Annotated in this window: 15 protein-coding genes; 9 read left to right on the forward strand and 6 right to left on the reverse strand. The window is 46.2% G+C overall.

Translation table 11 applies throughout. From position 1 onward, the window contains the following. Positions 1-97: 97 nt before the first annotated feature. The 3 genes from phaP to B092_RS0104860 all read right to left on the reverse strand — a co-directional run bounded on the left by phaP (position 98) and on the right by B092_RS0104860 (position 2496). Positions 98-685 carry a TIGR01841 family phasin gene (gene phaP, locus B092_RS0104850; protein WP_018574122.1) on the reverse strand — a complete coding sequence of 196 codons (588 nt, stop codon included), beginning with the start codon at positions 683-685 and terminating at the stop codon, positions 98-100. A gap of 208 nt (positions 686-893) precedes the next feature. Beyond that, entirely contained in the window at positions 894-1658 is a 765-nt protein-coding gene (locus B092_RS0104855) for an IclR family transcriptional regulator (protein WP_018574123.1), read from the reverse strand. A gap of 43 nt (positions 1659-1701) precedes the next feature. Further along, complete coding sequence (locus B092_RS0104860; RefSeq protein ID WP_018574124.1) at positions 1702-2496, reverse strand: competence/damage-inducible protein A; 795 nt, start codon at positions 2494-2496, stop codon at positions 1702-1704. A gap of 150 nt (positions 2497-2646) precedes the next feature. Here B092_RS0104860 and B092_RS0104865 point away from each other — a divergent pair, with 150 nt between their 5' ends. Then, on the forward strand, positions 2647-3048 hold the full coding sequence (locus B092_RS0104865) for a thioredoxin family protein (RefSeq protein WP_018574125.1): 402 nt from the start codon (positions 2647-2649) through the stop codon (positions 3046-3048). Between the two features lie 32 nt (positions 3049-3080). On the opposite strand, the gene B092_RS0104870 is transcribed toward B092_RS0104865, so the two are convergent. Continuing rightward, a complete protein-coding gene (locus B092_RS0104870) occupies positions 3081-4520 on the reverse strand; it encodes a DEAD/DEAH box helicase (protein WP_018574126.1) in 1440 nt (479 codons plus the stop codon). A 190-nt stretch (positions 4521-4710) separates the two neighbouring features. On the opposite strand from B092_RS0104870, the gene B092_RS13720 reads away from it, so the two are divergent. Then, positions 4711-4935: a zinc-finger domain-containing protein gene (locus B092_RS13720; protein WP_018574127.1), complete on the forward strand. Its 225-nt coding sequence runs from the start codon at positions 4711-4713 to the stop codon at positions 4933-4935. A 69-nt stretch (positions 4936-5004) separates the two neighbouring features. Here B092_RS13720 and B092_RS0104880 read toward each other — a convergent pair whose 3' ends face one another. After that, positions 5005-5934, reverse strand: coding sequence for a cytochrome c oxidase assembly protein (locus B092_RS0104880; protein WP_018574128.1), 930 nt, complete (start codon positions 5932-5934; stop codon positions 5005-5007). Between the two features lie 106 nt (positions 5935-6040). Between B092_RS0104880 and dusB the strand changes: the two genes are divergently transcribed. The 6 genes from dusB to ruvB are packed head-to-tail and all read left to right on the forward strand — an operon-like array spanning position 6041 to position 11231. Further along, complete coding sequence (dusB, locus tag B092_RS13725) at positions 6041-7039, forward strand: tRNA dihydrouridine synthase DusB (protein WP_018574129.1); 999 nt, start codon at positions 6041-6043, stop codon at positions 7037-7039. Positions 7040-7099: 60 nt separating this feature from the next. Then, a complete protein-coding gene (locus B092_RS0104890; RefSeq protein ID WP_018574130.1) occupies positions 7100-7351 on the forward strand; it encodes a helix-turn-helix domain-containing protein in 252 nt (83 codons plus the stop codon). 9 nt (positions 7352-7360) lie between these two features. Continuing rightward, the gene (gene purH / locus B092_RS0104895) at positions 7361-8950 is read left to right on the forward strand and encodes a bifunctional phosphoribosylaminoimidazolecarboxamide formyltransferase/IMP cyclohydrolase (protein WP_018574131.1); all 1590 of its coding nucleotides are present in this window, start codon (positions 7361-7363) and stop codon (positions 8948-8950) included. 28 nt (positions 8951-8978) lie between these two features. Continuing rightward, a complete protein-coding gene (gene ruvC / locus B092_RS0104900) occupies positions 8979-9524 on the forward strand; it encodes a crossover junction endodeoxyribonuclease RuvC (RefSeq protein ID WP_018574132.1) in 546 nt (181 codons plus the stop codon). A gap of 21 nt (positions 9525-9545) precedes the next feature. Then, positions 9546-10127 carry a Holliday junction branch migration protein RuvA gene (ruvA, locus tag B092_RS0104905; protein ID WP_018574133.1) on the forward strand — a complete coding sequence of 194 codons (582 nt, stop codon included), beginning with the start codon at positions 9546-9548 and terminating at the stop codon, positions 10125-10127. A 21-nt stretch (positions 10128-10148) separates the two neighbouring features. Next, positions 10149-11231 (forward strand): Holliday junction branch migration DNA helicase RuvB, encoded by a 1083-nt coding sequence (gene ruvB / locus B092_RS0104910; RefSeq protein WP_018574134.1) that lies wholly within the window; start codon positions 10149-10151, stop codon positions 11229-11231. On the opposite strand, the gene recQ is transcribed toward ruvB, so the two are convergent. Further along, the gene (gene recQ / locus B092_RS0104915; protein WP_018574135.1) at positions 11223-13037 is read right to left on the reverse strand and encodes a DNA helicase RecQ; all 1815 of its coding nucleotides are present in this window, start codon (positions 13035-13037) and stop codon (positions 11223-11225) included. The two genes, ruvB and recQ, sit on opposite strands and share 9 nt — an antisense overlap. A 99-nt stretch (positions 13038-13136) precedes the next feature. On the opposite strand from recQ, the gene B092_RS0104920 reads away from it, so the two are divergent. Continuing rightward, a complete protein-coding gene (locus B092_RS0104920) occupies positions 13137-14219 on the forward strand; it encodes an FAD-dependent oxidoreductase (RefSeq protein ID WP_018574136.1) in 1083 nt (360 codons plus the stop codon). The last annotated feature ends 1 nt before the right edge of the window (position 14220 follow it).

Below are 14220 nucleotides of genomic sequence, written 5' to 3' on the forward strand. Positions count from 1 at the left end.
AACGCAAAAATGCCGTTGATAACATCAAATATACCAACGGCATTTTATCTTTTAGCTACGACTTAAAGACACACTTTAAGTCAGACGAAGCAACTAATTACTTAGCAGCAGCGGTAGTAGCAGTTTTAGCAGCAGTTTTAGCAACTTTAGTCGCATTTTCAGTTGCTTTTAACGTAGCGTTAGTCGCAGCAGCTAAGTTATTTTGGGCAACTTCAGCAGCTTGCTTAGCAGCTTTGTTAATAGAATCATAAGCGTTGCTAGCAGTAGCGAAGCTAGATTTTAATAATGCGATAGCACTTTCAGAACCGGTAGGTGCATTTTTAGCGAATTGCTCTAATGCTTCTTCCATTTTCTTTTGAGACTCAGCAACTTGCTCTTCAGTTAATTTGATTAACTCTTTGCTTACGTCATTCATGATAGCGTAAACGTCTTGAGAGTAAGCAACAGCTTTTTCAGCATTAGGCTGAGCGATAGCAGCAACAAAACTAGTTGCTTCTTGTGGATCTTTTAACTCAGCAACTTGTTGAGTTTGATCTGCAGCTTCAGCGATTGTGCTTTTGATCGCTTTTAGGTTTAAATCAACTAATTTTTCGAAACCGCTGAATAAAGAACCTTGAACAGAGATAAAGGTATCGATAGCTTCTTTTTGACGCTCTAATAATTGCTGTTGAACTTGGGTATTCATGACATTTTCCTTAAGTGTACGTAACAGAGATAATAAAACTTGAATTTAACATCTTCAATGGCTGTTGCAGCACAACGTTTACACGTTATGTTGCAACGCAACAATTGTTATTATTCCAAATATTCTTCACTATGTCAACACTTTTGTTGCGATGCACAAAACCAGTTGCACAAAAGAAACGTCTTAAATATCAGTCATTTAGATTAATCTATAGGAAACAACCCAGTTCACGCGAGATGTCTTTGGCCGCTCGCTTCAAGTCCTGGCTCCAAGCATATTGAATGCGTTGCGCAGGGGCAGAAAGAGAAATCCCTGCCACCACTCTACCCTGCTCATTGAAGATTGCCGCGGCTAAACAGCGTACCCCTTCTTCTAATTCCTCATTATCAATCGCAAAACCTTGCTGATGTATGGCAGCCAATTCATTTTTGAGTCGTTCAAATTCACTCACGCTTTTCGATGTACTGGCCGGGATACCTGTCTTATTCACATACTCTAATAGCTCAACCGCGTCTAAATCAGCTAAAAACAACTTGCCGACAGCCGTTAGGTGTAAAGGCGCGCGACCGCCAATAGGACGCACAACATGCACCCCCGACTGACCGCTCCAACATCGTTCAATATAAACAATGTCATTGCCCTGCTTAATCGATAAGTTAATGGTTTCACCCGTTTTTCGGTGCAGCTCTTGCATTTGCGGATAGGCTAATTCTTGGATATTTAGGCGATTTTTAACTAAATTGCCTAATTCCAATAAGCGTAAGCCTAATTGATAGCGACCTCCGGGCAAATGCTCCACGAATTGTGCAATCACTAGGTCATTTAAAATCCGATGACATGTAGAAATATTTAACTTACTTCTCGCCGTCAGGTCCTTTAAACTCAAGGGACCGGAAGACTGAGCCAGTATATCCATCAATAAGACGGTTCTTTCGAGGACTTGAACTGAATAATTAGGAGATTCGTCAGACATAGATTTAACCATCGCAGCGAAGCTACCCGCTCAGCGATTTATATTAATAATTAAAACGACCACCTACGCGCAAAACCTCCCCACGCAGAAAATCATAGGCCGCCTTGACAGATTCCTCGTTTTTACCGCGCACACCAAGATCAATAAATCCCGGTGCATCAGCCGTTGCCATCTTAGGTAAGCTAAAGGTGGTGACATCAGACCAACGACTTTCAATTTCTTCTAGTGACGGCGTAATACGAGACTCCGGTAAATGATAGACATTTACCGCCAATGTTTTGGTTGGATTATTTTGTAACGCCAGATACTTATTATCAAGCACCCATTCAAACATAGACCAAGCCATCTCCGGGAAACCCGGCACAAAGGTATGATCACGAATAAAAAAGCCCGGAATACGATTAAAGGCATTGGGCACAATCTCTGCCCCTTCCGGAAAGACCCCCATCGCTAAGCGACGTTGATTTTCCGGTGCACCGATATCTTGATCAATTTTGCCAATCGCCGCTCGATTAATTACGTACTCGAGGATTAACGCCTCGGCCTCAGGATGTAAAACCATCGGCACGCCCAAGGCTTTCGCTGCGGCTTCTCTGGTTTTGTCATCCGGCGTAGCACCAATACCACCGGTTGAGAAAACGATATCGCCACTGGCAAAACTCTCTTTGTAAATGCGCACCAACTCATCGAGGTCGTCACCCACCAGACGGGCCCACGACAGCTCCATGCCTCGGTCATTAAGTAATTCAATGACTTTGCTCAAATGCTTATCCTGCCGACGACCTGATAAAATCTCATCACCTACAATAATCAAACCGAATTTTCTGGACTTAAGCATAAAGGCTTCCTCATGAGTTTTTGATTTCAATTAAAATGGCGCTTATTATTTGTACTTAATAATAGACTGCACCTGCTTATTGATGTATAACTTCAATGGCAAAATATTAATAGAAGTTTATCAAATCGCCTCTATCCTACGGGTTTATCTATGTCTTTTTTTATAAAACCTTTTGAGCACCGCAAAGAAATACTATTGGCATTAGCAGCCAACAATCAACGCACTGTTGTCTGCTATTGTGCCGCTTGGTGCCGTACCTGCGACAGCTACTTAGACGCCTTTAAGGATTTGAGCGAAAAGTTTCCTGAGCAGGTATTTTTATGGGTAGATATCGAGGACGAAGAGTACTTACTGGATGACCTCGATGTAGAAAACTTCCCCACTATCCTAATCCAGGAAGCAGGAAAAAACCTTTTCTTCGGTACCATGCTGCCTTATATCGGTCACCTCGATCGCATGATACTAAACACGCAAGATGGCCACGTGGTCGGCAGTGATGAGGGACCTAGCCCTATCACTGAATTATTAGAGCAAGCCTCTGAAAGTCTCTGACAATCTCTAACAGCAATCGCCGGTTTATTTTTCTATTTATCTGACGTTTTGGTTTTACGACCACCGCCGAGCAACACGGCTAACATGGGTTCTTCCTGTCTCTCATGAACTCTCTGCGGAGTTTTAGGAACTGACTCAGCAACCGAGTCACTCGCATCAGGTTCATAAGGTTTATAGAAAAAAGCATCGATCGTCTCACGCTTACTTTGCTGATAATATGAGCGTCGAGGCTGCTCTACTGCTCTATTTTTAAAGAGCTCAGGAATGTCTAGGCGCTCTACTTTGAAGTCGATGTTAATGAGCTGCTGGACATTAGCTAATAGCTGCTCATCCTCTTCTTTGTTATAAAAGGCAATGGCCTTACCCTTGGCCCCTGCACGACCGGTCCGCCCAATACGGTGCACATAATCCTCGGGGTTAAATGGCAAGTCATAGTTAATGACACAAGGTAAGCCGGCGACATCCAGGCCGCGCGCTGCCACATCGGTGGCGACCAGCACCTGCACCTTACCCGCTTTAAAGTCCTCAAGCGTACGCGTACGCTCATACTGAGAACGATCGCCGTGAATTGCTTCCGCTGACACCCCCTCTTGTGTTAGAAAGCGACTTAAGCGATTGACTTCTAATTTCGTATTAGCAAACACAATGACCTGCTTGGTGTACTGCGTCATTAGAAGATAAAGTAAGGCGGCTTTTTTATCTCTTTCGCCTACCTGATACACCAACTGGGTGACCGTATCCGCCGTTTGGTTATTACTGGCCACCGTAATTTCTACCGGATTAACCAAAATGGTACGCGCTAATTTACGAATTTCCGGACTGAAAGTTGCCGAGAAGAGCAAGTTTTGACGCTGCTTTGGCAAATAATTTACGATACGCTCTAAATCCGGCATAAAGCCCATATCAAGCATGCGATCTGCTTCATCAAGCACCAGCACGCCTACCTGACTGAGATTGACGTTTTTTTGCTCTAAGTGATCTAATAAGCGACCGGGTGTGGCAATCAATAACTCGCAACCCTGACGGAGCATCTCTTTTTGAGGGCGGATATCAATCCCGCCATAAACAGCAGTTGAGCGTAACGATGAGGTACTGCAATAACGCTCGACATTTTCTGCCACCTGATCTGCCAACTCGCGAGTCGGCGTGAGAATTAGCGCCCTCACCGGATGTCGGGCCGGCGACGTACTGTGACTGGCAAACGGCATGATACGGTGTAACACAGGCAGGGTAAAAGCTGCTGTCTTGCCCGTACCGGTTTGGGCCGCCCCCATCACATCACGGCCCGCTAATACAGCAGGAATAGATTGTGCCTGAATAGGCGTTGGTGTCGTGTAGCCACTCTGAGCAATGGCCTTTAATAGATCAGGGTGTAAGCCGAATTCATTAAAAGTTAATTCCGGGCTGACCGTAGATTGCTCGGCATCGGAAATGGTTGAATTATTATTGTTATTGCTTAAATGACTCTGCATATTGATATGTAATACCTATTTCTCTATATTTTTTTGATGTAATCGACTATTTTACTACAAGCAACACAGACCGCTCTGTATAAGCAAAAAGCTGAATTAATTTATATAAAACACTGCATTTAAAGTAAAAATGCACATATTTACCACCTTAAGAGTACAATATTTGCACATAGAAATTATGGAGAAAATCATGCCTGCAAAAAATCAAGTGGATACTATCAAGGTAGATAGCAAAGACCTGCCCATTTACTGCCCCGGTCCCAAAGCACCACGCTGGAGTATGCACCCACGTGTTTTCTTAGATGTGACCAAAACCGGCGAAGCAGCCTGTCCTTATTGTGGTGCTCACTACCAACTTGAAGGCACAGAAGGTTCTGCCCCCACAGTAGCCAATGAATCTGAAGCTTCTGCTTAATATTCTATTGACTAATTAAGCGCAAACGCCATCATCGAGATGGCGTTTTTTGATCCAGCACAGACCAAGCTAAACGAGTTTGGCTTGCGCTAACTGATAAGGTTGCAAATCACGCTTGTGGTAGATCCTGCCCTGTGCCTGAAGGCGCCACCACGTCATAGCGGCGACTAAGATACCAAAGGTTTCAACCGCTCCGGCAGGCACCCACATAATTAACCCGCCCCAACCCTGATCCTGCGCTGCCGTGATCGGCAATGCACGCCCACATATTTCAAAAAGCGGGTATAAGTCAGTAGAAGAAAAAGCGATGATCGCGCCGGCAACAATTTGCGGTGCCATGGTGAAGACCGGCGACAACACTCTTTCTAGAGGAGACATCACTGCCCCCCCACCGGACAGGGTGCGCTTTTGCCACCAACGACCCAAATTAGTTTTAGCAGTAAGCTGTGGTGGATGATATGGACGCCTATCTAAAATCAGGTTCCAATAAAGCAAACCGCTCACCACGACTGACCAGTTCATAAAACGATAGATATTGACATTTAACATCGAATAAAACTGAATCGTAGGGAAAAGCCAAACAATCACTAGGAAAACAAATAAAAACGGAATAAACAGTTTATGCGTAAGCCAATAAATCAAGGCCTGACCAAATGCTGTCTGATTAAACCGCTGAAGCCCTAAGCGCATACCGCGAGTCATACCCGCTCGCATGACCTGACCGGGATACGACAACATAATCAATAACGGTGCCAAATGATGCAGCACCAAATGCTGCGCACGATGAATAAAAAACACCCGCTCGGCATAGTAATCGACATGCGTATGCATGGAAAGATACAGCAATAACCAACCCGACCAGAACAACAGCTGTCTGGACACATTGATACGCTTATTGCGACACCCCCTAACAAACAAAAAGGCTGACAATAAAAAACAAACAATCAGGGTTGGAGAAAACTCCCATGGCCGTAACCATTGGGCAAATGATAAGTTCATATTAAGAAAAAAGCTTTTACTAAACTACCTATAAGGCAAATGGGCGTTATAATACTCGCTCAATTTTACAACAGATTATAAAATTTCGTAATATTATTAACTAGTTATGCAGATTGGCTCTTGGCAGTTACCCAATAATGTCTTTGTCGCCCCGATGGCCGGTGTGACAGACAGACCCTTTAGGCGTCTGTGTAAGCGCTTGGGTGCAGGCTATGCCGTATCGGAAATGGCTGCCAGCAATCCACAGCTTTGGGATAGCGTTAAAACGGCTCGCCGCCTAAACCATGAAGGCGAAGTCGATCCGATTGCCGTGCAGATTGTCGGTTCTGACCCTGACATCATGGCTCAAGCAGCGATTTTTAATATTGAAAAAGGTGCCAAAATCATCGATATCAATATGGGCTGCCCAGCCAAAAAAGTCTGCAAGGTAGCCACCGGCTCCGCTCTTTTGCGTGACAAAGAATTAGTTGCACGAATTTTAGATGCTGTCGTTAGTGCATGTCGTCCCTATGACGCTCCGGTGACACTTAAAATCCGCACCGGCTGGGACAGAGACAGCATTAATGCACCAGAAATTGCTAAGCTTGCCGAAGATACCGGCATCAGTGCACTGACTATCCATGGACGTACACGATGTGATTTTTATCAAGGCGAGGCTGAATATGACACCATTGCCACTGTGCAAAAAATTGTCAAAATACCTATAATTGCTAATGGCGATATTGATAGCCCTCAAAAAGCCAAGCAGGTGCTAGACTATACAGGTGCAGATGCTATTATGATTGGTCGCGCTTCCCAAGGTAACCCTTGGATTTTTAACGAGATTAATCACTACCTCAATACCGGTGAGTTGATTGCACCTCCTACGCTTTCAGAAATGAAAGAAGTACTTTTAGAGCATTTGGAGGAGCATTATCAATTTTACGGCACTCATACGGGAGTACGCACGGCACGTAAGCATATTGGCTGGTATCTTAGCCGTTTCCAACATAGTGACACCTTGCGTCGACACTTAAATACAATCGAGTCCTGCAAACAGCAAAGTCAAGCCTTAGCCGAGTGGTTTGACCAACAAATCGAACTAGAGTTAAGCGCCTTTGCTTAGGTTCTCGATCAATACACAACCTATAACAAATTAATCAGCTGATAATTAAAGATTTTCATCATGAGTAAGCAGTCACAGACCCCACCATTGCACGATTGCGTGCAAGCTCATTTGGAGGCGTATTTCGACACTTTAGGTGACGAGGCTGATGCTAGTCAGATCTGGAGTATGGTCATGCAATGCGTCGAAAAAGCCACCCTCGAAAAGGTGATGGAAAAAAGCCAGTTTAACCAATCCAAAGCCGCGGAGATGTTGGGCATTACACGCAACACCTTACGCAAAAAACTTATTTCCTATCAAATCATTAACTAAGAAGAAACTATGAAACAAATCACAGCACTTCTCTCGGTATCCGATAAAACAGGCATTGTAGATTTTGCCAAGGCACTCGTCAGTCGTGGTGTAAAAATCTTATCTACTGGTGGTACCGCCAAGCTTCTCAAAGAAGAGGGCCTCAAAGTAACCGAAGTTGCCGAATACACCGGCTCACCAGAGATTTTAGATGGTCGCGTTAAAACCCTTCACCCCAAAGTACATGGCGGTTTGCTGGCTCGACGCGACGATGAAAATCACTTAAGCACGATTGCCGAACACGGCATCGATACCATTGATTTGCTCGTGGTTAATCTTTATCCTTTTCAACAGACAATTGATAAGCCTGACTGCTCTTTCGCTGATACCATAGAAAACATTGATATCGGCGGTCCTGCTATGCTGCGCGCCGCTGCTAAAAACCACGGCACAGACAAAGGCGGCGTCACGGTTATCATCGATCCCAAAGACTACGATGAAGTCCTAAAAGAGCTGGATGAAAAAGGCCAGACCTCCTACGGCTTACGTTTACGCTTAGCGACCAAGGTCTATGCTCACACTTCAGCCTATGACGGTGCCATTGCTTCTTACCTAAGCAGTTTGGAAGACGCTGAACCGGCACAGAACAAAACCCCTTCTCAAAAAGAATGGCCGGGTATTATCACGATACAAATGCAGCAGCACCAGGCCATGCGCTATGGTGAAAACCCACACCAACGAGCTGCTTTCTACGTGGATAGCAAGCAGGACGTCGGCTTATTAGGCACCTACAAGCAACTACAGGGCAAAGAACTTTCTTATAACAACATCGCTGATGCAGATGCTGCTTGGGAGTGTGCTCGCTCATTTAAAGTGCCTGCGTGTGTGATTGTTAAGCATGCCAACCCATGTGGTGTCGCTATGGCAGAAGGCCCATTACAAGCCTATCAAAAAGCATTTAAAACAGACCCTACCTCTGCGTTTGGCGGTATTATCGCCTTTAACCGCGAGGTAGATTTAGCGACAGCTCAAGCGGTGAGTGAGCAGTTTCTGGAAGTATTATTAGCGCCTTCTTATAGCAAAGACGCGTTAGCCTTCTTAGCCAATAAGAAAAACGTACGCGTCCTAAGCATTCCTTCTGGCGATGGTCGTAACGCCTTTGATGCTAAACGCGTTGGCGGTGGTTGGCTAATTCAGGATCCTGACTTGACGCCACTTGATCCAACCCAAATTGAAGTCGTCACCAAGAAGCAACCGTCAGAGCAGCAAATGAAAGACTTATTATTTGCTTGGCAAGTTGCTCACTATGTGAAGTCTAACGCCATTGTATTTTGTGCCGACGGCATGACGATGGGCGTTGGTGCAGGTCAAATGAGCCGTTTAGACTCGGCACGCATTGCTTCTATCAAGGCCGAAGCAAATGGCTTAAGCTTAAAAGACACAGCCGTTGCATCAGATGCCTTCTTCCCCTTCCGCGATGGATTAGATGTGGTTGTAGAAGCCGGTGCTAACTGCGTTATACAGCCAGGTGGCAGTATCCGTGATGATGAAGTAATTGCAGCAGCTGACGAGCATGACATTGCCATGGTCTTCACTAAAATGCGCCACTTCCGTCACTAAGTGCACCTCTGAGGATAAGTGAGAATTAATGAGGATTTTGGGTATCGACCCCGGACTTCGTAACACCGGTTTTGGTATTATCGATCAGGATACTAACAAGCTAAGCTATGTCGCTAGTGGCACCATTGTGGTGCCGCCGGAGCAAGAGCTCTATCTGCGGCTAAAGGAAATCAGTAGCCACCTCTATGAGGTCATCGATACGTACCAACCGGACGTTGCAGTCATCGAAAAAGTTTTCCTCAACACAAATCCTCAATCTACCTTGTTACTCGGTCACGCCCGTGGCGCTGCCATGCTGAGCTTGGCACAAAAGGGCCTGGCCGTTTCCGAGTACACTGCATTACAAATCAAAAAGGCTGTTGTCGGTCGTGGTCATGCTCAAAAAGAGCAGGTACAAGCGATGGTTCAATATATTTTGAAGCTTAATGCCCAACCCGCCCCGGACCCGGCCGATGCTTTAGCATGTGCCATTTGCCATGCCCATGCCGCTCCCCTTTCCCTACGATTACAAGCACACCAAAAAAGCACCTTAACAGTCAAGCACCGTATTCGTGGTGGGCGTCTAATTGGTTAATACTCTTTTTTGGAGCAATACATGATTGGTCGTATTCGCGGCAAACTCATTGAAAAATCCCCCCCTCTCATCTGTGTTGACGTCAATGGCATTGGCTACGATGTACACGTACCAATGAATGATCTTTATGACTTGCCTGCACTGGGTGAGGAAGTCACGCTATATACCCATTTTGTGGTGCGCGAGGATGTTCAGCAGCTCTATGGCTTTTTAAATGATACAGAACGCCAAACCTTTAGAACACTCATTAAAATCACCGGTATCGGTCCGCGCACCGGTCTCGCAATCCTCTCCGGCATCAGTGCCGAACAGCTCGCTAGCGCAGTTGAAGAAGAGGATTTGAATTTACTGTGCAAAATACCGGGTATTGGCAAAAAAACGGCAGAGCGCATTATTTTAGAATTACGTGGTAAATTAGGTGCTATTGTCCCTGCTGCCACATCAGCCTCCCCAAGCCCTGCAATGCAACGTCAAGACATTACTAACGCATTGATGGCTTTAGGTTATTCTGAGCGAGAGTTACAACGAGTTCTCAAAGAATTAGATCCGGCAATCGATGTGACCGAAGGGATTAAACAAGCATTAAAACTCTTATCCAAATAATTAACTAAACCAGAAGGCTTTATGGCGATTTTCTCTGATAACTTAAGTACCCAATCTGAGACTGATGGACGTATCGTCTCCGCTCAATCAGCGTCTCACGCTGAAGAATCGGTAGAACGCGCCTTACGCCCCAAACGCCTGGTTAACTATACCGGCCAAAGCCGCGCCCGCGAGCAGTTAGAAATTTTCATTGAAGCAACAACCCGTCGCGGCGAAGCCTTGGACCACGTGCTGCTTTTTGGCCCACCGGGATTAGGTAAAACAACCCTGGCCCATATTATTGCCAATGAAATGGGTTCACACATGCACCAAACCTCCGGCCCCGTGCTGGAACGCGCCGGGGACTTAGCTGCCTTACTCACCAACCTGGAAAAAAACGATGTCCTTTTTATCGATGAAATTCATCGCTTATCACCCGTCGTAGAAGAAATCCTCTACCCGGCGCTAGAAGACTTTCAGATTGATATTCTGATTGGTGAAGGTCCGGCTGCTCGCAGTGTCAAGATTGATCTACAGCCATTTACCCTAGTAGGTGCAACCACACGCGCCGGCATGCTGACCAACCCACTACGCGATCGTTTTGGGATTATCCAACGCCTGGAGTTTTATACGAGCGAAGAATTGCAGCAAATCATCAACCGCAGTGCCAATTTACTCAATGTAGAGATTGCCTCAAGTGGCAGCTTAGAGATTGCCAAACGTTCTCGCGGCACACCACGAATAGCTAACCGTTTATTGCGACGAGTTCGTGACTTTGCCGATGTACGTAATAACGGCCTCATTGACGCAGCGACAGCTAAGGCCGCATTAAGCATGCTGGAAGTCGACCCTGAGGGTCTGGACCTGATGGACAGAAAGCTTTTAGAAACGATTATTCATAAGTTTAATGGCGGACCCGTCGGAGTCGATAACCTGGCTGCCGCCATTGGTGAAGAGCGCGACACCATTGAAGATGTCATTGAACCTTATCTGATTCAAAATGGCTACTTACAACGCACCGCTCGTGGCCGCATTGCCACTGCGATTGCTTGGCAACACCTAGGACTTAGGGCTCCAAGTACGTTGAGTGCGGATGATGACAGCAGCGCCCCAACTTTATTTTAACAAGTTCAAAATAGCTTCACCGTAGGTGGCGATTTTCTTATCGCCCATCCCCTCAACCTGCGCTAAGTCCTCGAGACTTTGCGGCTTCTTGAGTGCCAACTGATATAGGGTGATATCTCTAAAGACAATATAAGCCGGCACACTGCTGGCTTTAGCTTCTTCAAGGCGCCATTCTCGCAGCTTTTCAAATAATAAGGTGTCTTCTGCCGACAACTCAAAAACCGCTCTATTTTGCGACGGCATTTGATTATTGGATCGTAACTTACTGAGCGGCTCTATTTGTCTTAGCCGGAGTTTTTTCTTACCCAATAAAATATCATGGCTTTTTTTAGCCAGATAATAAGTCGTTCTAAACCCCTCTGACTGCATTTCCAAATACTCTGCTGCTAAAAGCTGGCGGATTAAACCGCGCCATTGACTCTCATCTAACTCACGCCCAATTCCAAAGACCGTCAGCTGATGATGCTTTTGCTGAATAACGCGCTCAGTCCTTTTGCCGTGCAAAATATCAATTAAATGCTTTGCGCCGCTAAACTCACCATATTCCTTTCGGAGTCGGTAAATGGTCGATAAAAGCTTTTGAGCAGCAACTGTGGCATCCCACAAGCGCGGAGGATCTGCGCAAATATCACAATTACCGCAGGGCTCACTTTGCTCACCAAAATACCTCAATACACGCTGGCGACGGCAAGATGACGCCTCACAAAAAGCCAGCATGGCATTAAGCGCATCAGCCGAACGCTCCTTAAAGGCATCATCACCATTAGAGCCTTCGATCAACTTACGCTGCTGCATCAAATCCTGCAAACCATAAGCCAGCCAAGCGGTAGCCGGCAAACCATCACGTCCGGCACGACCGGTTTCTTGATAATATGCCTCAATGGAACGGGGGATATCAATGTGCGCAACAAAACGCACATCCGGTTTATTAATACCCATCCCAAAGGCAATTGTAGAAACAATCACCACCCCATCTTCTTGTTGGAAAATGCGTTGATTGTCATAGCGCTCTTCTGCACTCAATCCGGCATGATAAGCCAAGGCACGAACACCTGATTTTTGTAAAAAAGCCGCTACGCCTTCGGTTTTTTGTCGGGACAAACAATACACAATACCGGAATCGCCCGCATGCTGCCTATTAATAAAACTCAGTAGTTGCTGCCTTTCTTTGTCTTTTTCAACAACCTCATAGCGAATATTAGGTCGATCAAAGCTGCTGATAAATTGCTGAGCTTCTTCAAGGTGTAAACGCTCAACAATTTCTGCACGTGTCAACTCAGTCGCAGTCGCAGTGAGGGCGACACGTGGCACCTCAGGCCAACGCTCAGGCAAAATAGACAAATCCAAATAGGCCGGTCTGAAGTCGTGACCCCACTGTGAAACACAATGCGCTTCATCAATCGCAAATAAGCCAATTTGAAGATTATCTAATAACCGTAGAAAGCGAGGATTTTCAAAACGTTCGGGCGAGACATATAAGAACTTGATCTCTCCACGCAATAAAGTATGTTCAGCCGCTTTAATCTCATCCCACACCATGCCTGAGTGCAAACTGACCGCACTCACACCTAGCGCGCGCAACGCATCGACCTGATCATGCATCAGGGCAACTAAGGGGGAGACGACGACGGCAACACCCGATCTGACCAGACCGGGAATTTGGTAACAAAGTGATTTACCAGCACCCGTTGGCATCAAAATCAGAGCATCCTCGCCACTAATCAGATGCTCGACAATCGCTTCCTGGCCACTACGAAACTCCTCATAGCCAAAAACATGCCGCAGAACTTCCTTTGCTGATAACACGTTAACCTACATCAAGATAAAAGGTATTAGTGTACCATTGCCCACCCCATACGATATAATCAAGCGTTTAGTTACACGTTAATTTGAATCGACTTATATATGCAAATAGGAATCGCGGGTGCCGGCTTAGCCGGACGTTTATTGGCCTATGCTCTATCTACTCACGGCCATCAAGTAGAAGTTTTTGATCCTGCCCCTGACGCTCATGCCCGCATCGCAGCAGGCTGGACCGCAGCCGGTATGTTATGTCCTTTAGCCGAAATGGACACGGGCGATGACTACGTCTATAAGCTTGGACAACGCTCACTTCAGCTATGGGCTGATATCGCTAAGCTCACCGACAACAAGATCGACTTAAGACTCAAGGGTAGTCTTATGCTTGCGCACAAAGGCGACGAAGGTGCTGCCGAGCAGATGATTTCACTGCTGCAGCGTAAATCACCCAACCCCGACGACCAACCCAGAGTAACCTCGATGCGGGAACTGCAAGAATTAGAGCCCTCAGTCCAAGGTCCTTCTCATGCTTGGTACTTGCCATTTGAAGGGCAAGTTGATACGACCTTAGCCATGCAAACCTTATGCGCCGATGCAAAGGGTGTCACTTGGCACTGGGGTACGTCAGTTAAGGAGCTAACTCCCGGCGAGCTAGTCATTGGCGACGAAAAGCGTCAATTTGATTGGGTTTTCGATACGCGGGGAGTTGGCGCACGTCGTCTTAAACACCCTCACCCGACCGAGCTTTCATGTCAAAATGTACGTGGTGTACGCGGTGAGGTTTTCTGGGTACAGGCACCTGAGATTACTCTAAACAGACCGTTACGCTTATTGCACCCACGCTACCATGTCTATATCGTACCGCGCCAAAACAATCTCTTTGTGATTGGCGCAAGCTCCATCGAAAGTGAAGACAGGTCACCCGTTAGCGTGCGCACAACTGTCGAGCTTTTAGCGGCAGCTCATAGCGTCTTACCCGGTCTGTCTGAGGGCAGAATTGTTCATACTGAAACCAATCTGCGTCCGGCCTTAGTCGATAATTTTCCGCGCATCGAAACAGAACAAGGCCTGAGCAGAATCAACGGTCTTTTTAGACACGGTTGGATGATTGCTCCGGCCATGATCGAAGAAGCACTTGAGACAGCATTTAAAGCGCCTATGCTTGCTCAATCCCATAGCGAGATTTAAC

Source organism: Oligella ureolytica DSM 18253 (assembly GCF_000373745.1).
Taxonomy (GTDB): Bacteria; Pseudomonadota; Gammaproteobacteria; order Burkholderiales; family Burkholderiaceae_B; genus Oligella; species Oligella ureolytica.